Below are 25,457 nucleotides of genomic sequence, written 5' to 3'. Positions count from 1 at the left end.
TTAAAATACAGAATATTCAGGTTCGATTCTATTGATCTAAGGAGAAAGGGGCGAATGAATGAGCACGCTGCTTGAAGTGCAAAACTTAAAAACATATTTTTTTCGAAAAAAGGAACCGATACCTGCTGTGGATGGCGTTGATTTCAGCATCAACAGAGGAGAAACTGTCGCATTAGTCGGTGAGTCTGGGTCTGGCAAAAGCATTACGTCCTTATCCATTATGGGTCTGATTCATGGCACGGGCGGGAAAATTATGGAGGGTTCCATCAAACTTGATGGAAAGGACCTTGTTACATATAGTGAAAAGGAATTATGCAGCATCCGTGGTAATGATGTATCTATGATCTTTCAGGAACCCATGACCTCACTTAATCCCGTCTTAACCATCGGAGAACAAATATCAGAAATCCTCATCTATCACAAAAAACTTTCAAAAAAAGAAGCGATCAAAAAAGCGGTTGATCTGCTGAAGCTTGTTGGTTTTTCCCGCCCGGAGCAAATCATGAAAGATTATCCGCATCGTTTATCAGGCGGCATGCGGCAAAGAGTGATGATTGCCATAGCGCTAAGCTGTGATCCGAAGCTTCTCATTGCAGATGAACCGACAACTGCCCTGGATGTGACCATTCAAGCACAGGTACTCACTTTAATGAAAGATTTATGCTCTACCTTTGGTACATCTATTCTTCTTATCACACATGATTTAGGTGTCGTGTCTGAAGTGGCAGATCGAGTGATTGTCATGTACTGCGGACAGGTTGTTGAAAATGGGACTGTCGAAGAGTTGTTTGAACAGCCGCTTCATCCTTACACAGAAGGGCTGCTTGAATCGATTCCTGTCATTGACGGAGACATACAGCCGTTAACAGCCATCAAAGGAAATGTTCCTGCGCCAGATCAGCTTCCAGCCGGATGCCGCTTTGCTCCTAGATGTCCGCAAGTGAAGGAACGCTGCCTTGGAGAACTGCCTAAGCTGAGAACATTTGAAGATGGCAGAAGCGTCAGATGTTTCTTATATGAGGAGGCAGACCACACATGACACTTGCTCAAAATCAAACACAAATAACAGACTTACCAGAGAAAGAAACGATCCTTGAACTGAAACAGATTCGAAAACATTTTCCGATAAAAGCGGGCGTCTTTCAGAAGAAAGTCGGTGCAGTGAAAGCTGTTGACGGCATAGACTTGAAGATTTATAAAGGTGAAACGTTAGGTATTGTCGGGGAGTCAGGATGCGGGAAATCCACCCTAGGCCGGACAATGATTCGCCTATACGAACCAACTGACGGTCAAATCTTTTTTAAAGGGCAAGACATCACGCGCGTATCAGAATCAAAGCTAAGACAATCTACACGAAAAAACATCCAAATGGTTTTTCAAGATCCCTTTGCATCACTCAACCCTAGAAAAACACTTCGAAGCATCATCAAAGAACCCTACAAAACACATCACTTATATTCCTTAAAAGAAAGAAATGAAAAAGTAGAACAGCTTTTATCAAAGGTAGGTCTTCATCCAAGCTTTGCGAACCGCTATCCCCATGAATTTTCAGGCGGGCAGAGGCAGCGGATCGGCATCGCTCGTGCGCTTGCCATGAATCCCGACATGATCATCGCAGATGAGCCTGTATCAGCACTTGATGTATCCATCCAGGCGCAGGTTATTAATCTGATGGAGGAGCTTCAGGAGGAATTTGACCTTACCTATCTATTTATCTCTCACGATTTAAGTGTGGTCAGACATATTAGCGATAGAGTCGGCGTCATGTATCTCGGCAAAATGATGGAGCTTGCCGATAAGCACAGTCTGTACGATGAACCGCTCCATCCGTATACACAGGCTCTGCTTTCTTCCGTTCCTGTCACCCGTAAAAAAGGGCAGGTGAAAAGAGAACGCATTATGCTGCAAGGCGATTTGCCGAGTCCTGCAAATCCGCCAAAAGGCTGCGTATTTCACACAAGATGCCCGCATGCGAAAGAAATCTGTAAAGAAAAAGTACCAGCATTTCAGGAGTTAAAAACGAACCACTTTGTTGCCTGCCACCTCTACAACGCTTGATCAAGCTTGTATGATCTCATCTTTGAGAGGGGGGATGAAACAGGATTCGGTCATTATTTTAAAAAAAGAATAGGGGGAATTGTCTATGAAAGGTAGAAATAGAAAGTCCATTCTGGTCAGTTTATTGCTGATTTTTACATTAATCCTTGCTGCTTGTTCTGGTGGAAATAAAACGTCTGGAGACAGTGAAAAGAAATCCACAGGTAAACCGGTACAAGGCGGCGATCTTGTCATCGGTTCAATTGCAGAGCCAACATTATTTAACTCGCTGTATTCTACAGATGTGGCAAGCTCTGATATTGAGGAAAGAATCTACAGCTTCTTACTTCAAACAGACGGAAAGCTCAACCCTCAGCTATCGCTGGCAGAGGATATTAAAGAATCGGATGACGGCAAGCAGTTTGATGTTACCATTAAAAAAGGTGTGAAGTTTCATGATGGTGAAGAACTGACTGCTGATGATGTTGTGTTTACATACAGCATACCAATCAATAAGGACTACAACGGGGAGCGCGGATCAGGTTTTGAAGTTTTAGAGTCTGTTAAAAAGACAGGGGACTACTCGATCGAATTCAAGCTCAATAAAAAAGATCCTTATTTTTATAATGTCACACTAGGAAGCTACGGTATTTTACCTAAGCATATTTTAGGTGATGTGCCTATAAAAGATCTCGGTGAAAACGAATTTAACCGAAAAAAACCGATCGGTTCAGGTCCATTTAAATTCGCAGAATGGAAAGAAGGAGACTATGTCAAACTAGAAGCCTTTGACGATTATTGGGATGGACGTCCTTACCTTGATACTGTCACAATTAAAACCATTCCTGATCAGAATGCAGCGATTGCCCAGCTGTCAGCAGGAGATATTGATTTCTTTGCTGTACCAGGATCCGAGCTGCAAACAGCTGAAAAAGTGAGCAACATTAAAATTGAATCTGATCTAGGACTCAATTATTCATACATTGGCTGGAACCAGAAAAATGAACTCTTTAAAAGTAAAAAGGTCCGCCAAGCGCTGACACATGCCATTGATCGTCAAACGATTGTTGACCAAGTGCTAGATGGAGACGGCAAAGTAGCCAATATTCCAGAAAGTCCGCTGTCCTGGAACTATCCAAAGGATGAAAATGTTCCAGTGTTTGAGTTTGATCAAGAAAAAGCGAAAAAGATGCTGAAAGAAGAGGGCTGGGAGGATACAGATGGAGACGGCTATCTTGATAAAGATGGCAAGAAATTCTCCTTTGTCATAAAGACCAACCAAGGAAATAAAGTTCGTGAAGATATCGCTGTCGTTGTCCAGCAGCAGCTCAAAGAAATCGGTGTGGAAGCGAAGCCGCAAATTGTGGAATTCAGTGCACTTATTGAGCAGACGACACCGCCTAAGTGGGATTATGATGCGCTGCTGCTCGGCTGGAGCCTTGCGACATTCCCTGATCAATTCAGCATATTCCACTCAAGCCAGTCAGAAAAAGGTTTAAATAACATCTGGTATAAAAATAAAGAGGTCGATAAGCTGTTAGTTGATGCTAAAAACTTAAGCGATCGAAAAGATTATTCAAAGGCATATGAAAAAATTTATAAACTGATTGCAGAGGATCAGCCGTACACGTTCCTTTACTATGCTAACTCACATCGTGCTATGCCATCTAATCTCCAAGGCTACTCTTACCACCCGAAAGATGAATATTACAAAATCGAAAAATGGTGGCTTGAACAGTAGGCTGATAGTGAAGAAGGGGGGGATTCTCCCCTTTCACCGTGAGAACAATCTCTTGCATTCGGTGTCAGTTCTCTGCGTGGGTGCTAAAAGATCACTTCGTTCGCTCCGCATCAGCACGAGAATTCAAGGGTTTTCATATCACGCTGAAAAGAAGACAAAGGGCTAAAATACCATCATTTTGGCCTTTTTTTTACAGATTGGCGATCCGATGAAAAAGGAGTTGTGCATATGGTTACATATATCATTAGAAGGACATTACTCTCCATTCCCATTTTATTAGGGATTACCATCTTGTCCTTTGCCATTATGAAAGCAGCACCAGGCGATCCGATGTCACTCATGATGGACCCTACCATTAGTGCGGCAGACCGGGAAGCCTTTATTGACAAGTACGGCTTGAACGATCCTGAATATGTGCAATATATGAAATGGCTTGGCAATATGCTTCAAGGTGACTTTGGCACATCCATTGTCAAAAAGGGAACACCCGTGGCTGATTTGATTTTTGCCCGGCTGCCAAATACCCTCATCCTCATGATCTTTTCTACATTAGTTGCCCTGCTGATCGCCATTCCATTTGGTGTCCTTTCAGCAAAACGTCCTTATACAAAGCTTGACTATGGCATTACGGTTACATCTTTTATCGGACTGGCTATTCCAAACTTTTGGTTTGGTCTCATCCTCATTATGGTTTTATCCGTGAACTTAGGGTGGTTTCCAACTGGCGGAGTCTCTACCTTGAATGCCGATTTTAATGTGTTTGACCGGCTCCATCATATCATTTTACCTGCCTTTGTTTTAGCAACGGCTGATATGGCAGGGCTGACCCGGTACACAAGGTCGAGTATGCTTGATGTGATGAGGCAGGATTACATTCGCACAGCAAGAGCGAAAGGCTTTAGAGAAAACAAAGTCATTTTTAAGCATGGTTTAAGAAACGGTCTTATGCCTGTCATAACGATTTTCGGATTAATGATACCATCTTTTATTGGCGGCGCAGTCGTGGTGGAACAAATCTTCACCTGGCCTGGACTTGGAAAGCTGTTCATTGATTCTGCCTTTTCGAGAGATTATCCGGTCATTATGGCAATGACCGTTATTTCCGCAGTGCTTGTGGTGGTTGGAAATTTAATAGCGGATATTTTATATGCGATCGTTGATCCGCGTATTGAATATTAGAAGGGAGCTGAAGCACAATTGGCACAGCCTAATATGGGAACACCTCCTGTTGATATCAAATTAAAGGAGGGCCTTCCGCCAAAGCCTGAGACGATGCTGCGTTTGTTTTGCGAGAAATTTTTCAAAAATAAATTGGCGGTTGCCGGCTCCGTGATCTTATTGATCATTATTTTTTCTGCCATTTTCGCTCCAGTGATCGCTCCATATGCACCAGAGCATCAAGATTTATTGAAGCGGCTCCAGCCGCCGAGTGCTGAGCATTTTATGGGCACTGACAAGTTTGGCCGCGATATTTTCTCAAGGGTGCTATATGGCGCGCGGGTCTCTTTGTTGGTTGGTTTCGTCTCAGTGGTCGGTGCAATCACCATTGGCACTGTCGTTGGCGCGGTCGCGGGGTATTTCAAAGGGTTTGTTGATTCCTTGTTAATGAGGTTTGTGGATGTCGTCTTGTCGATTCCAGACATTTTTCTATTGATCACGCTCGTCACCATTTTCAAACCGGGCATTGATAAATTGATTTTAATCTTTGCTTTGACAGGCTGGACAACAACCGCCAGGCTCATCCGCAGTGAATTCTTATCACTTCGAACAAGAGAATTCGTCCTCGCGGCAAGAACCATTGGAACGAAAAATCATGTCATCATCTTTTCGCATATTTTACCGAACTGTATCGGTCCTATTATTGTATCAGCTACATTAAAAGTAGGCTCCGTCATTTTAGCTGAATCAACGCTCAGCTACCTTGGGTTTGGTATTCAGCCGCCAACAGCAAGCTGGGGCAACATGCTGCAAGATGCACAAAATTTCTCGATTATGGTGCAAGCGTGGTGGTACCCGCTTTTCCCAGGTTTACTCATTTTGCTGACTGTTTTATGCTTTAATTTTTTAGGAGATGGGCTGAGAGATGCGCTTGATCCTAAAAAGCTGAAGTAAAGTTTAAAGGGGCTCTGCGGTTCCTGAACGAAAGAAAGACATGAAGCCATCATTCGCTCAGCTTGAAGTTTGATAAAGTTGGAATAATTTCTCTATCCCTTGCCCATACTGTGGACAACAGTTTTTATAAAGTGAGGGATTGGTTATGTTATTTCTTCATGACGTATGGGTGAATTGGTTTGAAGGGGAAGAAAATGGCTACAATGTGTGTCATTTTCATGAGTGGCGTAAGGAGGACAGCGTTGAACTGTTAGATCAAGTGCCTTTACTTAAGGTGCAGAGCCCTTTGTTTGATTACATAGAGAATGATCTTTCAGAGCTGCCGAAGACACTGCTAGAGTCTGTATTTGAGAAATCCTATATTCGAAAAAATCATGAACGCCGTAAATTAGAGTATTGCTTTGTGGTCACAGACGGCATTCGAATTATTGCTGTAGATACGATTGGGTATTCCATACCTGTGAGAAAGAGCCGCTTGATCCCAAGGCAGGAGCAATTGGTCTATGAAATGGTGAAAGATGTAAAGGCAGAGGAATATGAATTTTCTAAAGACAGCCTTGAATCGACGAAAGAGTATCACATTCTATCACTGCCGCCGCAGCATATCAGCGGATTAACGAGAAAAGAAAGACAGCTGAAACAGCTGATGTTTATGGCGCTCGATCAATTAAAAGGGCTCAAAAACAGGGCGGAGATTGCGTATTGGTATACGGAATGGAACCCGCGCATGTACAACCAAATCAAACGAATGTCTTTCGAAGAGATTTGGAACATGCTTTACAATGAAACGATTGATGGGTGGTCAGAGAATCATTTAGCCTTCTGTGAAAAAATGATTAAAGGACAGCCTTTTTTCGAAAAGCTTTGGGAAATGGAAAACGAATCAAAAGTAAATTAGAAAAAGCTTGCAGCGAGTCGTGCTGCAAGCTTTTTTTATTTGCGTTTTCTGCCAAGACCCATCGCATTCTCCATTTTTTTCAGCATTTTGTTCGCTGCGCGGTTTGCTTTTTCAGCACCTTCGTCTAGAATGCGATCAAGCTCGTCTGATTCAATGAGTTCATAGTATCGATCTTGAATTGGTTTTAAAGCATCAACGACAACGTTCGCAAGATCTCCTTTAAACTCACCATATCCTTTGCCTTCGTACTTTTGCTCCAGCTCTGCAATGGATATGTTGCCTAATACAGAATAAATCGTCAGCAAGTTGGCAATACCAGGCTTGTTCTCTTTGTCATACTTGACGATGCCTTCTGAATCCGTCACAGCACTTTTAATTTTCTTTTCAAGCTGCTTTGGTTCATCTAATAAGGTAATGAAAGATTTTTGGTTTGGATCGGATTTGCTCATTTTTTTCGTTGGATCTGTTAAAGACATAATCCGCGCGCCTTCTTTTGGAATTTTCACTTCAGGCACAGTGAAAATGTCATTGTACTTTCGGTTAAAGCGTTCAGCGAGCGTTCTAGTCAATTCAAGGTGCTGCTTTTGGTCTTCTCCAACAGGGACTAAATCAGTACCATATAATAAGATATCGCCAGCCATTAATGGGGGATACGTTAATAGGCCTGAAACAACTGCTTCTTTACCAGCGGATTTGTCCTTAAATTGGGTCATTCTTTCTAATTCCCCAATATAAGCAACACATTGAAGCATCCATCCTGCCTGGGCGTGAGCAGGTACCTCTGATTGGATAAACAATGTCGCTTTCTCTGGATCAAGACCAACAGCTAAATAAAGAGCTGCTAAGCTTCTAATATTTTGGCGGAGAGCTAATCGGTCCTGACTCACTGTAATCGCATGTTGATCGACGACACAAAAATAGCCATTATAGTCATGCTGCAAATCGACAAATTGCTTCATTGCTCCAATATAGTTCCCTAATGTGACAGAACCGCTCGGCTGAATGCCTGAAAAAATTGTCTTCTTTGTCATACTAAAACCTCTTTTCTTCAATATAAAAAGGCCCACCCATCACTTTTCAACAGAAAAGGGACGAATGAACCGTGGTACCACCCTTGTTATTTCACATAGAAATCACTCAAGACGTTGATAACGGAGACTGCTCCGTCTAAGCCTACTCACTTTTTTAGAAGTGTTCGGTTAGCTGCTCCAAAGCCCATTCCATACATGCCATTATCTGCTCACACCGGCCGCAGACTCTCTGTAAATGGTGAATATATGTACTCTTCTTTTTCATCGCAACAATATGTCTATCTATTATAAAGGATGACCATGAAAAAGTCACGAAGCCATTATGTGACCTTCTCATCATGCCTATTGACACTTAAAATTTTAGATAAAATACTAAATGTCTGTCAGAATTTTTTAAAAAAGGATGATTAATTATATGTATAAAACATTATTCCTGCTGAATTTGTTAAATTATTTTAATCAATTTACGCTTTAATTTGTTGAAGTGATTGAGACTTTAGTTTATAAAAATCCCTCTTTATCCCCATTTACGTTTTTAAAAAATATATGAAATTGATATTGCAATAATTTATTCTATTCATTATAATGAATTTGTTCACACGTTTGTGCTAGGCTCTTTACATAGTGAAAATTCAGAAAAAACAAAAGAAATAGAAAGTAAGCTATTTAGGGACTTTTTTACGCTATTTCTTAAATCTGAATCTCATCTTCTATCGAGACCTTTGAACTAAAAACATATTATAAGGGGGAATACAGTTGAAAAAGCGTTGGTCTGTTGTTACTTTAATGCTTATTTTCACACTTGTATTAAGCGCTTGTGGTTTCAGCGGAAACAAATCAGGCGACAGCACGAGCAGTTCTGGAGAGGCTAAAACAACATTAAATGTGAATATCTCCACTGAGCCTTTTTCTCTACATCCGGGATTGGCAAATGATTCAACTTCAGGTAGTGTCATCCGTCAGACTTTTGAGGGATTAACAAGAATTAACGCTGAAGGAAAGCCAGAAAATGCAATGGCTTCTGATATCAAAACAAGTGCTGATGGTAAAACTTATACATTCACACTTCGTGATGCAAAATGGTCTAATGGTGACCCTGTAAAAGCAGAAGATTTTGAATATGCTTGGAAATGGGCATTAGATCCTAAAAATGAATCTCAATATGCTTACCAGCTTTACTATATTAAAGGTGCTGAAGCAGCAAACAAAGGGAAAGCGAAAGTTGCTGATGTTGGCATTAAAGCTAAAGACGACAAAACGCTTGTAGTTGAGCTAGAGAACCCAACACCGTTCTTTACTGAACTAACTGCATTCTATACTTATATGCCAGTCAACAAAAAAGTGGCTGAAAAGAATAAAAACTGGTACACAAATGCTGGTGAAAACTACGTATCTAACGGACCATTCGTTCTTTCTAAATGGAAACATGGCGGTTCTATCACGCTTGAAAAGAACAATGAATACTGGGATAAAGATACTGTGAAATTGAAAAAAATCAACATGTCTATGATCAAAGATACAAACACTGAACTTAGCATGTTCAAAAAAGGCGAGCTTGACTGGGCTGGTTCTCCGACTGGAAGCCTTCCAACTGAGTCTTTAAAAACATTGAAAAAAGAGGGCGGTCTGAAAATCCAGACGATCGCTGGTATCTATAACTACAAATTCAACACAGAAGTAAAACCTTTGAACAATGCAAACATCCGTAAGGCCCTTGCATACTCAATCAACCGTCAAGCGATCGTTGACAAAATTACGCAAGGTGAACAAGTTCCAGCAATGGCAATCGTTCCACCAACAATGGAAGGTTTCACAGATAACAAAACTGGCTACTTCAAAGATCATGATGTAGATACAGCTAAAAAGCTTCTTGAAAAAGGTGCGAAAGAATTAGGTTATAAGTCTGTTTCTGATCTTCCAACATTGAAACTTTCTTACAACACAGATGAAGGCCACCAAAAGATTGCACAAGCAATTCAAGAAATGTGGAAAAAAGATTTAGGTGTGAAAGTTGAACTTGATAACTCTGAGTGGAACGTATACATCGACAAAATCCACAGCGGAGACTACCAAATCGGACGTATGGGCTGGTTAGGTGACTTCAACGATCCAGTGAACTTCCTTGAGCTTTACAAAGATAAAGACGGTGGAAACAACGACACTGGATGGGAAAGCAAAGAGTACAAACAATTGTTGAATGATTCTGCAAAAGAAACAGATAAAACGAAGCGTGAAGAAATGCTGAAAAAAGCAGAAGAAATCATCATCAACGATATGCCTGTAGCACCAATTTACTTCTACACTCAGCTTTGGGTACAAGATCCAAAACTTAAAGGTGTAGTTGTATCTGGACTAGGTGATGTTCAATACAAATGGGCACATTTCGAAAAGTAAGAGTCATAGTGTAAGAGATCTACGGCAAGGATCTTAAGGTATATGGAGGATGTCTCTCCATATACCTTTCTTGCTGATTAGAGAAATTGTTGTAAAATCATGGAGGTGCAATTCCGTTGCTTAAATATATCGGTAAGCGATTAATATATATTTTAATCACACTGTTTGTTATTGTAACTGCAACTTTCTTTCTCATGCAGGCAGCACCTGGTGGTCCATTCTCTGGTGAGAAGAAACTTCCTGCTGAAATTGAAGCAAACCTAAACGAGCACTACGGATTGGACAAGCCCTTATTTGTTCAATATGTAAGCTACCTAGGTTCAGTTGCAACATTAGATTTTGGTCCCTCATTTAAATATAAAGGACAAACTGTAAATGACTTAATCAGTTCTGGATTCCCCGTTTCCTTTACCCTCGGAATTGAGGCAATTCTCCTCGCATTAGCATTTGGTGTATTGTTTGGGGTCCTTGCAGCGCTCTATCATAACAAGTGGCAAGACTATACGATTGCCATTTTAACGATCTTTGGAATTTCAGTTCCAAGTTTCATTTTAGCGGCGCTACTACAATATGTATTTGCATCTGAGGCAAGTATTATAGCGATCTTCCCAGTTGCAGGATGGGAGTCTTGGGCAAGCACCGTACTACCTTCTATTGCACTTTCCTTCATGCCAATGGCATTTATCGCTAGACTTGCACGGTCAAGTATGCTTGAAGTACTAAATAGTGACTACATTAGAACGGCTAGAGCGAAAGGATTAACAAAATCTGCTGTGACGATCAAACACGCCATCCGAAACGCATTGTTACCTGTTATCACATACATGGGACCAATGGCTGCTTCAGTTTTAACAGGTAGTTTTGTCGTTGAGAAGATTTTTGGTATCCCTGGATTAGGCTCTCACTTTGTCACAAGCATTACAAACCGTGATTACACCGTCATCATGGGTGTTACAGTCTTCTACAGTATTATTCTATTAATCAGTATTCTAGTCGTTGACGTCCTCTACGGTATTATCGATCCTAGAATTAAACTGACGAAGGCGAAGAAAGGGGTCTAACACATGGAAGAGATGAGAAAAGATTTATTTGTGCCTGCGACAGCTGACGCAGCAGAATCTGAAAAAATTTCTAAACCTAGTCTATCTTTATGGAAGGATGCCATGCTTCGCTTCCGTGCCAATAAACTTGCAATGGTTGGACTTACAATCATTTTTATTATTGTGATGCTGGCCATCTTTGTTCCGATGTTTTCTAAATATGATTACTCCACGACCGATTTGCTGAATGCTGACCAGCCGCCTTCAAAAGAGCACTGGTTTGGTACAGATGATTTAGGACGTGACATGTTTGTCCGTACATGGGTCGGGGCAAGAATTTCGATCTTCATCGGTCTTGCTGCAGCGGTCCTTGACGTGATCATCGGTATTATCTGGGGAAGTATTGCTGCGTTCAAAGGCGGCCGTACAGATGAAGTGATGATGCGTATCGCAGACGTTTTATGGGCAATTCCAACACTATTAATGGTTATCTTAATGATGGTTGTTCTGCCAAAAGGTTTATTAACGATTATCCTTGCCATGACAGTCGTAGGCTGGATTAACATGGCACGTATTGTTCGGGGACAGGTTTTACAATTAAAGAGTCAAGAATACGTTCTTGCAGCACAAACATTAGGTGCGAAAACATCTAGACTTTTATTTAAACACTTAATTCCAAACTCAATGGGACCAATTCTTGTGACGATGACATTAACGATTCCTTCTGCTATCTTCACAGAGGCATTCCTAAGCTACCTAGGGCTTGGTGTACCGGCTCCGTTAGCGAGCTGGGGAACAATGGCGTCTGACGGAATTCCAGCCATGACGTACTACCCTTGGAGATTATGGTTCCCAGCCGCATTTATCTGTATTACAATGTTTGGTTTTAACGTGGTTGGAGACGGACTAAGAGACGCTTTAGATCCGAAGTTGCGTAAATAAGGAGTGATTAGGATGGAACGTGAACGTATTCTAGAGGTGAAAGACCTTGCAATCTCATTTAAAACATATGGTGGAGAGGTTCAAGCCATTCGTGGTGTGAACTTCCACTTAAATAAAGGCGAGACACTTGCTATTGTAGGTGAATCTGGCTCTGGTAAAAGTGTGACATCACAAGCGATCATGAGATTAATTCCGATGCCGCCGGGTTATTTCAAGCGCGGACAGATCCTGTTTGATGGCCAAGATATTGTCAAGAAAACTGAGAAACAAATGCAAACCATTCGAGGAAAAGATATCTCAATGATCTTCCAAGATCCGATGACATCTTTGAACCCAACGATGAAAGTCGGGAAACAAATTACAGAAGTGCTGTTCAAGCATGAACAAATTTCAAAAGAAGCGGCTGAAAAAAGAGCCATTGAACTATTGGAGCTCGTTGGAATTCCAATGCCTGAAAAAAGAATTAAACAATATCCGCACGAATTTAGTGGCGGGATGAGACAAAGGGTTGTCATCGCCATGGCGCTTGCAGCAGATCCAAAGCTGCTGATTGCCGATGAGCCGACGACTGCACTTGATGTAACAATTCAAGCACAAATTTTAGAATTAATGAAAGAAATTCAGCAAAAGGTTGACACTTCGATTATCTTTATTACGCATGATCTAGGTGTTGTTGCCAACGTCGCTGATCGTGTAGCTGTTATGTATGCAGGACAGATTGTGGAGACAGGGACTGTCGATGAAATTTTCTACAATCCTAAGCATCCGTATACATGGGGACTTTTAGCATCCATGCCGAGTCTTGACACAGATGGCGGAGATGAAGGAAAGCTGACTGCCATTCCAGGAACACCGCCAGATCTGACAAACCCGCCGAAAGGAGATGCATTTGCACTCCGCAGCGATTATGCAATGAAAATTGACTTTGAACAAGAACCGCCAATGTTCAAAGTATCAGATACGCATTATGTGAAATCATGGCTACTTCATCCGAATGCACCTAAAGTTGAACCGCCTGCTTCTGTAAAGGCGAGAATGCGTGAACTAGAAGGTAGCTACGAAAAACCTGTATTAGTAAAAGAGGGTGAATAGCATGGCAGAAAAACTGTTAGAAATCAAAAATTTGAAACAGCATTTCCATACAGCAAGAGGAACTGTGAAAGCAGTTGATGGGGTTTCATTTGATATTTACAAAGGTGAAACGCTTGGTCTTGTAGGTGAGTCTGGTTGTGGTAAATCCACTACGGGCCGTTCGATCATTAGACTTTATGATGCGACAGATGGTGAAGTTCTTTATAAGGGAGAAAATGTACACGGGAAGAAATCAAGACAAAAAATGCTTGAGTTCAACCGTCAAATGCAGATGATCTTCCAAGATCCATATGCTTCACTCAACCCTAGAATGACAGTGCTTGACATTATTGCAGAGGGCATCGACATTCATGGCCTTGCAAAAACAAAACAGGCGCGTAAAGAGCGTGTGTACCAATTACTTGAAACTGTTGGCTTGAACAAAGAGCATGCGAACAGATACCCGCATGAATTCTCAGGCGGTCAAAGGCAGCGTATCGGAATTGCACGTGCATTAGCAGTAGAGCCGGATTTCATCATCGCCGATGAACCAATCTCTGCATTAGACGTGTCGATCCAAGCGCAGGTCGTCAATTTATTGAAAGAGCTTCAAGAGGAAAAAGGTTTAACGTACTTATTCATTGCCCATGACTTGTCCATGGTAAAATACATCAGCGATCGTATCGGCGTGATGTATTTCGGAAAATTGGTTGAGCTGGCACCAGCGAATGAATTATACGAAAACCCGCTTCATCCATATACAAAATCATTGCTGTCTGCGATTCCGCTTCCAGATCCTGATTATGAGCGTAACCGCAAACGAATCAAGTATGATCCATCTGTTCACAAAGGAACAAACACCGAGTTCCGTGAAGTGAAGCCAGGTCACTTTGTGAGCTGCACAGAGGAAGAATTCAAAGAGCTACAGGCGAAACAATCATAAGAAGGAAGAAGCACTGCTAAGTCAGTGCTTCTTTTTTTATTTTACAAAAAAACAAGATGATGGTAATTTTTAGTTAAGCACAAGCAGATACCGGAGGAAATCAAATGTTAAATTGGAAAACCTTTCGTTATTCATTGCTTCATGTTCTCATTGTATTCATGCTTTTTTCAACGTCTTTTTTCAGGAAGCCAAATGGAGGAAAGTGGATGCTCGCATTTATGGTGCTCATTGGGATTGTGTCTTTTTCAGTGGAATATATGCTTAACCGAAAGACAAGCGGTCAGAAGCAAGAAGCACGGCGCGTAAAATATCTTTATTTCATCATGCTTCAAATTGCGATGACAATTATCCTGTTTGTCTGCATTCAACTCGTCATAAATCGTTCGTTATAAAACTTTTTTTGCGTTAATTGAAAAAAAGTGAAACTACTGAAGACTTTGCTGCGTCTTACTAGTACAGGCGTTTAAATAGCAGGAAATCGGGAATATCTAAGGAAGTGGTTCTTAACTATAGCATAAGGAGCAGATCCATGAATTGGTATGAAAAGCTCAGTGAATACTTCCCGATAGAAGAAATGAAATCAAAAGAGCATATGGAAGCTTTATTAAAGGAAAGAAGTGATATTTATCATAAGGAGGAAGGACCTCATCATGTGATGATGTACGCCGAATTTGATTCTTTCATCTTTATTGATTATTTATTTGTTTCCAAAGATGCAAGAGGTGAAGGCCTCGGATCAAAGCTTATTCATAAGCTGAAGGAAAAAAAGAAACCGATCTTGCTTGAGGTCGAGCCTGTAGATGAAGATGATGCAGATACTGCAAAACGCCTAAAGTTTTACCAAAGAGAGCACTTCAAGCATGCAGAATCAATCGGTTATAAACGCAGGTCACTTGCAACAAATGAAGTGAACCGCATGGAAATTCTTTATTGGTCGCCTCTTACAAATCATGAGGAAGAGATCATGGAAGCCATGAGGAAGACCTATGAACGAATCCATACGTATAAAGATGAAGAATGGTATGGACAATCGTACGAGGATGTTGATGATGTATTGAAAATCATTGAAAATAGAAAGCAAAAAAATATTTTCGATCATCTCGACTAAATGAGAATGTTCTGATATCCAGCAGCACGACAAGATGAATGAAATTGTCTAGTTTTTGTCACAAAAATTGCAAGAAAATCTGTTCACACTTACTTTTTTATAGTATAATCACTATAAAGATTACTTATTTAGAACAATTTTAATTTAAGAATACAGATCAATATTCATTCTACAAATTGAGGAGTGAAGATTTATGGTAACATTATACACATCACCAAGCTGTACATCATGTAGAAAAGCAAGAGCGTGGTTAGAAGAGCACAATATTCCATATCAAGAGAGAAATATTTTTTCTGAGCCTCTTTCAATCGATGAAATCAAAGAAATTCTTCGAATGACAGAAGACGGTACAGACGAAATTATCTCAACACGTTCAAAAGTATTCCAAAAACTAAATGTCAATGTTGAGACAATGCCGCTTCAACAATTGTATAAACTAATCAATGAGCATCCAGGTCTTTTGCGTCGTCCAATTATCTTGGATGAAAAAAGATTACAAGTTGGGTACAATGAAGATGAAATTAGACGTTTCTTACCAAGAACGGTTCGTACATTCCAACTAAGAGAAGCTCAGCGACTTGCTAACTAATAAAAATACGAAAAGCTGCCGATCATTTGGCAGCTTTTTTTATTTGTTTTCAGCCGTTTGTTCGTAAAAGAGGCTTGCTAATATGACTGTAATGACGGTTAAAAACGGTAGCATCAATTCAAGCGTGGCATGCTGTGACATAAATTCAGTCAATTTCACATCACGCACAATCATTTCTCCGCCAGTAAAGGCCAAAAGCGCACTTCCTCCGTATAAAAGAAACGGAAATTTAGTTAAAGCTGCATGAATCAGCTTGCTTCCCCAAATAATAATCGGTACAGAAATCATGAGGCCGAAAGCGGTCAGAATCATGTTGCCTTTTGCCGCACCTGCAACTGCGATGACATTATCAAGTGACATAAAGAGGTCTGCAATCACAATGGTTTGAACCGCACGCCATAGGGAGCCGCTGCTCTTAATCCGAATCGATTCCTTCTTTTGTTCAATTAACAGATTGTATCCTATATAAAGAAGAAAAAGACCGCCAATAAACTGCAAATAAGGGATAGTCAATAAATAAACTGCGGCACCAGTCATTGTAATTCTCATCAGAACGGCCAAAAGAGTGCCGATCCAAATGGCTTTATTGCGTTTGTCATGTGATAAACTTCGACTGGCCATCGCAATGATGAGCGCATTATCTCCGCCTAAAATCAGGTCTATGCCAATAATCATCAGTAAGGATACGATCCACTCTGTTTCCATCCATTTCACCTCTTGTCCTAATAGAGCTCGTACAACCAATATATGAAGACAATTCAAATATATGTTTCTGCAAGTTTTCTCTGCAAAAAATGCGTTTTTATTTCTTTTATTCATGTTTTATCATAAAATAGACAGTACGAAGCAATACCTCAATTCTTTAAACGGTTAACATGTAGACGGAACGGGTAAAGTGTAGTAAAGTACTATTAATTGGGAGCTTGTATGTCCCTTCAACATCTTATATAGAAGGGAAGGTTGGCAAAATGGAAATCGAAAGAATAAATGAACATACAGTGAAATTTTATATTTCCTACGGTGATATTGAAGATCGCGGATTTGACCGTGAAGAGATTTGGTATAATCGTGAGCGCAGTGAAGAGCTGTTTTGGGAAGTAATGGACGAAGTGCACGAAGAAGAAGAATTTGCAGTAGAGGGACCGCTTTGGATTCAAGTACAGGCACTTGATAAAGGTCTTGAAATTGTCGTGACAAAAGCCCAACTTTCTAAAGATGGACAAAAGCTCGAATTGCCGATTCCAGAAGATAAAAAAGATCAAACAGATGAAGAAAGCTTAGACGCACTGCTTGATGATTTTCATAAAGAAGAGCAAGATCAAGAAGACCATAATGAGAAGGACAAAAAACTTCAACTTCAATTCGTGTTGAAAATGGATGACTTTGAAGATTTGATTGCACTTTCTCAATTAAATATGCAGGATTTTACCACAAGTTTATATTCGTTTGAAAACCGTTATTATCTATATGTTGACTTCCACGAGGATTTGTCAGATGAGCAAGTGGAGAATAAACTCAGCATTTTGCTTGAATATGCTCATGAATCAGTGGTCAGCATCTACAGACTGAAAGAATACGGTCAGCTGATTATCGAAGGGAATGCCCTTGAAACGATTCAACAGCACTTCTCGTAACTAACAAAAAGTCGATTTCTATAGAGGAATCGGCTTTTTTATCTGAATGAATAGGTAAATAAAGAGATCGGCAAGGAGAAAAATGAAATGAGAAATGTAGTCAAAGTTCTATTTTTTCTAATCATTACGATAGGTGCTTATTTAATCATCCAATTGATTGTCGGTGATTTAGCGGTAAGTGTATTAAGTTCTGTCAGTGTTCTATTTACTTTATCGATTATTTTCATCGGATTTGTTATTTTCTTGGAGAACCGGAATCCGTCTCAAACGATTACATGGCTTGTCCTGCTTGGCAGCTTTCCGTTATTCGGTTTTTTGTTCTACATTTTCTTTGGACGCAATATTAAAAAGCGCCGGCTGTTTGAAAAGAAGGCGGTATTGGACGAGAAGTTAATCCAGGAAGATGAAAGTATTCATAGAGAAGCAATTGAAAAAATGACGCATATGGGTGATCATCAGCAGCTCTTATTTAAGCTGGCCCACAGACTTGGACATACTCCTATTACATATCGCACGTCCTCTAAAGTCTTAACCAATGGTGAAGAAACATTCTCTCATATTTTTGAAGAGATTAAAAAAGCAACACATCACATTCATTTAGAATATTACATTCTCCGCCACGATGACCTTGGCCAAGAATTAAAGGACATTCTCATTGAAAAAGCGAAAAATGGCGTGATTGTCCGCTTTTTATATGACGATGTAGGAAGCTTAAAACTTTCTCGTCAATATATTGCTGACCTAGAAAAGGCTGGTGTTCAGATCGTTCCGTTTTTACCAGTAAGGCTCCCCCTTTTAAATAATAAAATCAACTTCCGAAATCATAGAAAAATTGTCGTAATTGATGGGGAAGTGGGATTTGTCGGCGGGCTTAACATTGGAGACGAATACATGGGCAGAAGCAGACAATATGGATTCTGGCGTGATACTCATTTGATGATTAAGGGCGAAGCTGTTCGTGACCTCCAGCAGATTTTCATGCAGGATTGGTATTATATGACGAATGAAAGATGCTCAGGTGTGGACTATTTCAAAGATTTCAGCCACCTTGAGAGTACAACAGAAGGCGTACAAATGATTGCTGGCGGGCCTGACAAGCAGTGGGAGGTCATTAAAAATCTCTTTTTCTCCATGATCATCTCCGCCAAAAAGTCCATCTGGATCGCTTCACCGTATTTTGTGCCGGATGATGATATTTTGTCCGCATTGAAAATTGCCGCATTGAGCGGAGTAGATGTACGGATTATTGCTCCAAAGAATCCAGATAAACGGATTGTTTTCCATGCGTCTCGTTCATACTTCCCGGAGCTTCTTGACGCAGGGGCAAAGGTGTACGAGTATGATCAAGGCTTTATGCATAGTAAATTTATTATTGTGGACAGCGAACTGGCTTCGATAGGAACGGCAAACATGGATATGAGAAGCTTTCATTTGAACTTTGAAGTGAATGCCTTCCTCTATAAAACAAAAAGCACCGAGAAGCTCGTCAACGATTTCTTAGGTGATTTAGAGCAGTCACATGAAATTGTTCCAGAAGAGTTTGCAAAGAGACCTTTGGGGGTCAGACTGTTTGAATCAACAGCAAGATTATTATCACCACTTTTATAAAGATTGTATTTTCCCCCTTTTCTATAAGGGGGATTTTTGATTTTCCTGAAGAGATGATCATTAAAATCATCTTTTGACACGGTAAAAATTCATTTTGCCTTTTCGCTTCCTTATAGACGAACAAGCTATAATACGGTCATCAAAGAGCGAGGGGCGAACTGAATGAATACAGCAATGATGGATAACGGTAAGCTTATCCGAATGACACATCATTTATCGAAAAGCCGTCTGGAGCATGTAAGAAAGACGTGCAAATTTTATTGTCCTGAGTGCAGGGAGGAGGTGCAATTAAAGCTAGGGGAGCATCGTGTCTATCATTTTGCGCATAAACAGCTGAAAGCATGTCCGTTAGCCTCTGGCGAAACGGCTTATCATCAGGCGGGAAAGGAAGCTATTATGAATTGGCTGAAGGGGCTTGGACATAAACCGGCGCTGGAAAAGTATATGTCAAAGATTCATCAGCGTCCTGATGTGACCGTCTCTATAGGAAATGAAGCCTATGCAATCGAATTTCAATGTGCAAATATTTCCCGGCAAGAGCTTCGCAGAAGAACAGCAGGTCTCCGCGAGGCAGGGCTCTTTCCCATATGGATGATAGGGGCAAATCGTTTAAACCGAAAAACTGCCCAGCTTTTTTCTTTCTCCTCCATTCATTGGGGAATTTTAAGGGAATCAGAGGAAAGGCGGTTGATTTTTTTCTGCCCGATCCAGAATAGGTTCATCCATCTTGATCAATTCCTTGTGTTTCAATCAACGAAAATATGTGCGGCAATAACTGTCAGACCACCTTCAGCATACCGCGAAATTCCGGCATTTCTATCTCCGCCCTCAAGCAAGCGTCAAGTAAACCAACAATGGATTAAATGTATACAGCAATTTAGGTTGCGTCCTCCTCGCATTTTATCAAATGAAAGCAAACGTTTGAGAAATATTTTTTATGAGCATCATCAAACAGCATTCACTTTTTTGCCAACTGAGTTATTTATTCCAGTGCAAGAAGCGTATATTTTTACAAGTCCCGTGTATGTTTGGCAGGGGTGTCTCTATGATTGGATAATGAGGAAAAAAGGAAGCGGAAGAGTGACAATTCAGCAGCTAATGATGGAAATCAATCGATGTGTGCAAATGAAAGAAGTAAAACTCCGATATGGCGATGTTTCAAGAGAAGAAATAAAAGAGGTGGTCACTGCATATGTAAATGCGCTTGTAAGACAAGGGTTTTTACATATGACGAAAGAGGGTAATTATGAAGTATCGTCGAATCAAATGCCTATACGAACACTAGATGAAGTGTTAAAACGAGATGCTTTCTTATTTCATTAGCATGTTTCATCACCACTTTGATCATGATAAGAAAAAGGTGGTGCTGCTATTGAATCAAAAGAAACGCTTTTTTCTCATTTTTTTAGTCTGTTTGGTATTTATTTCTGCATATGATTTGACAAATATAGTTCAAAACAAAGAAGATAAATACAACACCAATTTCTTTCACTTTCCGAAAGGTTGGTTCAACACAACTCAAGCAAGGGGGATTCATATGACTTCACAAAACAAAAACAATCATCTACCAGACAGAAGCGAAGTAAAAGAAGAAAACAAATGGCGCCTTGAAGATATTTTTGAAAGCGTCGATGCATGGAACAAGGAATTCGAAGCGGTCAAAAAAGAAATTCCGAAGCTGGCACAATTTAAAGGCAAGCTGGCCCATTCTGCTGATGTCCTGTATGAAGCCCTAACCTTTCAGGATCAACTTTCTGAAAAGCTTGGCAAGCTTTATACATACGCGCACATGAAATACGATGAAGATACAACGAACTCATCCTTTCAGGCGTTAAATGATAAAGCCTCGAATCTATTTACACAGCTGTCTAGTACATCTGCTTATATTGTTCCAGAGATTTTATCAATTCAAGAAGATAAATTGCAGCAATTTATTCTGGAAAAAGAAGAATTAAAACTGTACTCACATGCTCTCGAAGAAATTAATAAAGAGCGTCCACATATTTTAAGTGAGGAGCAAGAAGCTTTATTAGCTGAGGCCTCTGAACCACTTTCATCTTCATCTACTACTTTTAGTATGTTTAACAACGCCGACATTTCTTTTCCTTCTGTAAAGGATGAGAATGGGGAGGAAAAGAAGATTACCCACGGCAACTTTATCACATTTTTAAATAGTGATGATCGTGAAGTGAGAAAGAATGCCTTTAAAGCTGTGTATAAAACGTATGATCAGTATAAGAATACACTTGCTTCTACACTGAGCGGTTCAATTAAGAAGGATAATTTTTATGCAAAAGTACGAAATTACAAATCGGCAAGAGAAGCAGCATTATCACGAAACAGCATCCCGGAAGAAGTGTATGACAATCTAATTGATACAGTTCATCAATATTTACCGTTATTACACCGTTATATTGAATTACGCAAAAAGGTATTAAAGCTTGATGAAGTGCACAATTACGACTTGTACACACCACTTGTGAAAGATGCTGGCATGAAGCTCACCTACGATGAAGCAAAGGATTATATGCTGAAAGGGTTAGCCCCATTAGGAGAAGAATATGTGTCCGTGTTAAAAGAAGGACTCGAAAATCGCTGGGTAGACGTTTATGAGAATAAAGGGAAACGAAGCGGTGCTTATTCATCTGGGAGCTATGGTACAAATCCATATATCCTCATGAACTGGCAAAATAACATTGATAATTTGTTTACGCTGGCTCATGAATTTGGCCACTCTGTCCACAGCTACTATACAAGAAAGCACCAGCCATATCCGTATGGAAACTATAGTATCTTTGTAGCTGAAGTGGCTTCCACTACAAATGAAGCGTTACTAGGCGAATACCTGCTTAATCATTTAGAGGATAAAAAGCAGCGTTTGTATGTGTTAAACCACTTGTTAGAAGGATTTAGAGGAACGGTATTCAGACAAACGATGTTTGCTGAGTTTGAGCATCTTATTCATGTGAAAGCACAAGAAGGAGAGGCTTTAACGCCAGAATTTATGACAAACCTTTATTACGACCTGAACAAGAAGTATTTTGGCGACGGCATGGTGGTTGATAAGGAAATTGGATTAGAGTGGACGAGAATCCCTCATTTCTATTACAACTATTATGTATATCAATACGCGACAGGCTATAGTGCGGCGCAGGCATTAAGCAAGCAAATCTTACAAGAAGGAAAACCAGCGGTAGAGCGCTATACAGATTTCCTTAAAGCAGGAAGCTCTGATTATCCAATTAATGTGCTGAAAAAAGCAGGTGTTGATATGGCTTCTAAAGAACCAATCGAAGCAGCATGTCAATTGTTCGAAGAAAAACTAAAAGAAATGGAAGAGCTCATCTCCAAAACAGGTGAGTAATGAAAAGACTTCTGTCAGACGTGTGAGTGCTATCTCATCTTTTGACAGGAGTTTTTTTCTCATAAAAAAAGACCTCTTCAGATGTCGAGGCCGTTCCATGTCAATATCAACCTTTAAAACCTCTAAAGGTCTTACGGTGATTCATTCGATAAAGCGTAAAAAGAATCGAAGCAAACAAGAGTGGAGACGTCAAATAAAGAGGAAGCATCTTCATTAAGCCTAATATATTTAAAAAGAAACATAAGCCAATGGCAACAAGTCCAATAGTTGTGCTGCGCATGCAGGTCCCCCCATTTTTTTGTTACTTTTACTATATGAAAGTGACAACCCTCTTATGTTTTGTGACAAAAATATGAACATATAGTATATCTGTTGTCATAAGTCGACAAAATTTGATATACTACAGATGTGAAATTAATCACATACAAACATTACCCCTTTGTTTGACCGTGAAAAATTTCTCCCATCCCCTTTGTTGTCGTTAAGACATAGTGAAACCGCGCTTATCCCGGCGCGGTTTCTTCGTATTTATAAACAGAACAAATGTTCTTGGTGAAGGTAAAGAAAAACATGGGTCAGCACCCATGTTCATTTTCACAGCGATAGACATCAAGATCTGTATGGTGGTCATTCTCTTTATAGCGCCAAAACATTTCTTGCTGCACTTGGACACGTTCTACCTTTTGAGCGAAAGCCAGCTTCTTCATTTCTCGTTCAACTTCTTCAAGCGTCAGGTCATAGACAACGGCTATCTCTTTTGCGGAAGCAAATTGAAAGTAAGCAATAAACCATTCAATTGGAGGCCGTTCTGATGGTGTTGGTTTTTCACCAATCATTTCAAAAAGGATTTCTTCGTAAATATCATAAGAGTAGGCACCTGAAATTTTTAATCCTTCGTCTCCATTTACGGTATTAAAAAAGGCGAAGGTCGGAAGCTCAGATACGTCCATTTCAGCTGCAATTTTCATATCACATTGCAGTGCTTTCACAGCACTTTGAGAATGAATGTCGCGCTGGAATTCCTCGATGTCCAGTCCAGCACTTTTTGCATTTTCTATCAGCACCTGCTCACTTGTGACATCTTGCTGATGGCAAAAAAGTGATTCTTGAATGAGACGCAAAAACTTCATTCCGCATTTTCTGCCTTGAAGCTCCGCTGCTTTTAGTGCGAGTGAGGCGAGGTAGGGTGATGTCACAATTTGTTCAGACAGCATTTGTTCTTTTTTGGTCTGCGTTTTAGTGGCAAATTTCCCCCATGCTTCAGTCAGTAAATGTTTCTTTCTTTTCCGATTCAAAGCATTAATACTAGAACTTGTTACCGTTCGTAAAGTGAAAAAACGGCCATATTTCATTTTCAACTTTTTAATGGACGGCTCTAATAACCAGCAGTCAGGGCTTAGAGGATCAATGAATACATAGATTTCAATCGGCTTTTGAGGATGTCCGTGACAGTGTGAGAAATATTGATCGTGCGTATTGCAGCTCAAGATCGTCCATCCTTTTCAGGTGTTTGGTTGACCATATGACGAGCCGTCAGAGAAAGCCGTTCAAATAAAAAGTCACGAATATCGCCGGTTAATCCTACTTGATCCATTGCATCCTCCATGCATTCAAGCCATGCGTCAGCCCGCTCCTCAGTAATCGGAAAAGGGAGATGTCTCGCCCGCAGCATTGGGTGGCCATGCTCTTCTGTATAAAGCGGCGGTCCGCCTAAATATTGCGTTAAAAACTGTTTTTGTTTTCTTGCTGTTTCTTTTAAGTCATCCGGGAAAATAGGATGAAGCAAAGGATGACACTTTACATTTTCATAAAAAGTATCAACAAGTTGCGATAGAAGTTCCTCTCCAACCGCTTCGTAAGGTGCGTTAAACGATTGTACCATGTTGACTACTCCTTTTACTCGTAGTTAATAGGATGACTCACCCTATTGCGCATTTCATTTATTTCAAAAGTGATATTCAGTTTGTTCTATTTTATTGTTTCTATTCTTGTACTTATTTTAACAACCTCATCTCAATTCCACAAACAAACCGCTTTGGTCTGCTCGAAATAAAGAGAGAATCGGATTCTGTGATCAATTGACCATATCATAACACATTCAGTCAAAAAAGGGGGAAAAGCGACATACAAAAAACCGAAGAGGTTATTCTCTTCGGTTTAAGCGAAATATTGAGCTGTGATTTTCTTTACATAATTTTGTGTTTCTTTAAATGGAGGAATGCCTCCGTATTTATCTACATTTCCTGAGCCTGCATTATAGGCAGCTAAGGCGAGTGAGATATTTCCGTTATATTTATTGAGCATTTGTTTTAAATATTTCGTTCCGCCTTCAATGTTTTGGGACGCATCAAAAGCATTGTTGACGCCAAGTGATTTAGCAGTAGATGGCATGAGCTGCATGAGTCCAAGCGCACCTGCATGGCTGACAGCATTTGTGCGGTAGCCGGATTCCTGCTTGATGACCGCGTGAATCAGCTTTTCGGGAACGCCATGCTTTTGAGCCATTTGTGACACGATTTGATTAATCTCTTTTGAAGATGAGCCGCTGGAGACAGCCTTTTGAAGCGGCGGCGTGTAACTGTTGTTTAAGACATTTCCAATGCCATTCGCTGTATTTAATTGATTGTCATTTGCATATAAAGATTGGGCCTCAAGCTGATCACTGCCGGAAGTGGCAGATAAATATGGGTTTGTACGCGCATATTGCGTGTTCGGAGCCGTTGATGGGTCCGTGCCCATAAAAGCAGAGATGGAAAGCGGGAGACGTGATAATTCTGATCCGCCTAAAAAATCTTGCAGCAGCGACTGAAATGAAGCTTGGGCATTCGATTCTTGACCTGCAGACATTTGCGTTTGTGCTGGATCTGTTTGTAACGTTTTAAGCGCTTGAAGCTGCATAAAGGATTGAAGTTGATTGACGTTCATCATGTTCCTCCTTCAAGGAA

24 protein-coding genes and 1 other annotated feature are annotated in these 25,457 nt (G+C 40.4%); of the genes, 18 read left to right on the top strand and 6 right to left on the bottom strand.

All coding sequences use genetic code 11. From position 1 onward, the window contains the following. Positions 1-58: 58 nt before the first annotated feature. From JJ692_RS15565 to JJ692_RS15540, 6 genes are all read left to right on the top strand, one after another. Entirely contained in the window at positions 59-1,039 is a 981-nt protein-coding gene (locus JJ692_RS15565; RefSeq protein WP_073204700.1) for an ABC transporter ATP-binding protein, read from the top strand. Next, positions 1,036-2,058 (top strand): ABC transporter ATP-binding protein, encoded by a 1,023-nt coding sequence (locus tag JJ692_RS15560; RefSeq protein ID WP_024426487.1) that lies wholly within the window; start codon positions 1,036-1,038, stop codon positions 2,056-2,058. The genes JJ692_RS15565 and JJ692_RS15560 overlap by 4 nt, the downstream gene beginning before the upstream one ends. 85 nt (positions 2,059-2,143) lie before the next feature. Next, a complete protein-coding gene (locus JJ692_RS15555; protein WP_024425049.1) occupies positions 2,144-3,778 on the top strand; it encodes a peptide-binding protein in 1,635 nt (544 codons plus the stop codon). Between the two features lie 228 nt (positions 3,779-4,006). Continuing rightward, complete coding sequence (locus JJ692_RS15550) at positions 4,007-4,957, top strand: ABC transporter permease (RefSeq protein WP_034621771.1); 951 nt, start codon at positions 4,007-4,009, stop codon at positions 4,955-4,957. A 33-nt stretch (positions 4,958-4,990) separates the two neighbouring features. Then, complete coding sequence (gene opp4C, locus JJ692_RS15545; RefSeq protein ID WP_080769820.1) at positions 4,991-5,890, top strand: oligopeptide ABC transporter permease; 900 nt, start codon at positions 4,991-4,993, stop codon at positions 5,888-5,890. A 145-nt stretch (positions 5,891-6,035) separates the two neighbouring features. Then, complete coding sequence (locus tag JJ692_RS15540; protein ID WP_024426484.1) at positions 6,036-6,788, top strand: YjbA family protein; 753 nt, start codon at positions 6,036-6,038, stop codon at positions 6,786-6,788. A gap of 35 nt (positions 6,789-6,823) precedes the next feature. On the opposite strand, the gene trpS is transcribed toward JJ692_RS15540, so the two are convergent. After that, a complete protein-coding gene (trpS, locus tag JJ692_RS15535) occupies positions 6,824-7,819 on the bottom strand; it encodes a tryptophan--tRNA ligase (RefSeq protein ID WP_024425046.1) in 996 nt (331 codons plus the stop codon). A gap of 53 nt (positions 7,820-7,872) precedes the next feature. Further along, positions 7,873-8,093, bottom strand: a binding site (T-box leader). Positions 8,094-8,575: 482 nt separating this feature from the next. On the opposite strand from trpS, the gene JJ692_RS15530 reads away from it, so the two are divergent. The 8 genes from JJ692_RS15530 to spxA all read left to right on the top strand — a co-directional run bounded on the left by JJ692_RS15530 (position 8,576) and on the right by spxA (position 15,906). After that, positions 8,576-10,213: a peptide ABC transporter substrate-binding protein gene (locus JJ692_RS15530; protein WP_024425045.1), complete on the top strand. Its 1,638-nt coding sequence runs from the start codon at positions 8,576-8,578 to the stop codon at positions 10,211-10,213. Between the two features lie 116 nt (positions 10,214-10,329). Continuing rightward, positions 10,330-11,274, top strand: a complete 945-nt coding sequence (locus tag JJ692_RS15525) for an ABC transporter permease (protein ID WP_024426481.1) — start codon at positions 10,330-10,332, stop codon at positions 11,272-11,274. Positions 11,275-11,277: 3 nt separating this feature from the next. After that, on the top strand, positions 11,278-12,195 hold the full coding sequence (locus JJ692_RS15520) for an ABC transporter permease (RefSeq protein ID WP_024425043.1): 918 nt from the start codon (positions 11,278-11,280) through the stop codon (positions 12,193-12,195). Positions 12,196-12,207: 12 nt separating this feature from the next. Then, complete coding sequence (locus tag JJ692_RS15515) at positions 12,208-13,287, top strand: ABC transporter ATP-binding protein (RefSeq protein ID WP_024425042.1); 1,080 nt, start codon at positions 12,208-12,210, stop codon at positions 13,285-13,287. A gap of 1 nt (position 13,288) precedes the next feature. After that, the gene (locus tag JJ692_RS15510; RefSeq protein ID WP_024425041.1) at positions 13,289-14,209 is read left to right on the top strand and encodes an ABC transporter ATP-binding protein; all 921 of its coding nucleotides are present in this window, start codon (positions 13,289-13,291) and stop codon (positions 14,207-14,209) included. Between the two features lie 104 nt (positions 14,210-14,313). Further along, positions 14,314-14,601, top strand: coding sequence for a hypothetical protein (locus tag JJ692_RS15505; protein ID WP_206533929.1), 288 nt, complete (start codon positions 14,314-14,316; stop codon positions 14,599-14,601). A gap of 137 nt (positions 14,602-14,738) precedes the next feature. Continuing rightward, positions 14,739-15,317, top strand: coding sequence for a GNAT family N-acetyltransferase (locus JJ692_RS15500; protein WP_024425040.1), 579 nt, complete (start codon positions 14,739-14,741; stop codon positions 15,315-15,317). A 193-nt stretch (positions 15,318-15,510) separates the two neighbouring features. Then, the gene (gene spxA, locus JJ692_RS15495; protein WP_003211421.1) at positions 15,511-15,906 is read left to right on the top strand and encodes a transcriptional regulator SpxA; all 396 of its coding nucleotides are present in this window, start codon (positions 15,511-15,513) and stop codon (positions 15,904-15,906) included. A 39-nt stretch (positions 15,907-15,945) separates the two neighbouring features. Here the strand turns inward: spxA and JJ692_RS15490 are convergent, their stop codons facing one another. Further along, entirely contained in the window at positions 15,946-16,611 is a 666-nt protein-coding gene (locus tag JJ692_RS15490; RefSeq protein WP_024426476.1) for a TerC family protein, read from the bottom strand. A 263-nt stretch (positions 16,612-16,874) separates the two neighbouring features. On the opposite strand from JJ692_RS15490, the gene mecA reads away from it, so the two are divergent. The 4 genes from mecA to pepF all read left to right on the top strand — a co-directional run bounded on the left by mecA (position 16,875) and on the right by pepF (position 22,512). Next, positions 16,875-17,540, top strand: coding sequence for an adaptor protein MecA (mecA, locus tag JJ692_RS15485; protein ID WP_024425038.1), 666 nt, complete (start codon positions 16,875-16,877; stop codon positions 17,538-17,540). A gap of 87 nt (positions 17,541-17,627) precedes the next feature. After that, positions 17,628-19,148 (top strand): cardiolipin synthase, encoded by a 1,521-nt coding sequence (gene cls / locus JJ692_RS15480; protein ID WP_024425037.1) that lies wholly within the window; start codon positions 17,628-17,630, stop codon positions 19,146-19,148. A gap of 162 nt (positions 19,149-19,310) precedes the next feature. Next, positions 19,311-20,471: a competence protein CoiA gene (locus tag JJ692_RS15475; protein WP_151039274.1), complete on the top strand. Its 1,161-nt coding sequence runs from the start codon at positions 19,311-19,313 to the stop codon at positions 20,469-20,471. 214 nt (positions 20,472-20,685) lie between these two features. Then, the gene (pepF, locus tag JJ692_RS15470) at positions 20,686-22,512 is read left to right on the top strand and encodes an oligoendopeptidase F (protein WP_318527214.1); all 1,827 of its coding nucleotides are present in this window, start codon (positions 20,686-20,688) and stop codon (positions 22,510-22,512) included. 106 nt (positions 22,513-22,618) lie between these two features. Here the strand turns inward: pepF and JJ692_RS15465 are convergent, their stop codons facing one another. From JJ692_RS15465 to JJ692_RS15450, 4 genes are all read right to left on the bottom strand, one after another. Then, positions 22,619-22,792: a hypothetical protein gene (locus tag JJ692_RS15465; protein ID WP_024425034.1), complete on the bottom strand. Its 174-nt coding sequence runs from the start codon at positions 22,790-22,792 to the stop codon at positions 22,619-22,621. Positions 22,793-23,087: 295 nt separating this feature from the next. Further along, positions 23,088-23,999, bottom strand: coding sequence for a ClpXP adapter SpxH family protein (locus JJ692_RS15460; RefSeq protein ID WP_024425033.1), 912 nt, complete (start codon positions 23,997-23,999; stop codon positions 23,088-23,090). Next, a complete protein-coding gene (locus tag JJ692_RS15455; RefSeq protein ID WP_008355333.1) occupies positions 23,996-24,394 on the bottom strand; it encodes a globin domain-containing protein in 399 nt (132 codons plus the stop codon). The genes JJ692_RS15460 and JJ692_RS15455 overlap by 4 nt, the downstream gene beginning before the upstream one ends. Before the next feature lie 275 nt (positions 24,395-24,669). Then, positions 24,670-25,437, bottom strand: a complete 768-nt coding sequence (locus JJ692_RS15450) for a lytic transglycosylase domain-containing protein (protein WP_024425031.1) — start codon at positions 25,435-25,437, stop codon at positions 24,670-24,672. Positions 25,438-25,457 lie beyond the last annotated feature (20 nt).

Origin of the sequence: Bacillus sp. 3a (genome assembly GCF_017161885.1) — a bacterium.
GTDB classification, from domain to species: domain Bacteria; phylum Bacillota; class Bacilli; order Bacillales; family Bacillaceae; genus Bacillus; species Bacillus safensis.
The sequence above is the reverse complement of the archived record's forward strand: the minus strand, read 5'-3'. Positions and strand labels throughout refer to the sequence as shown.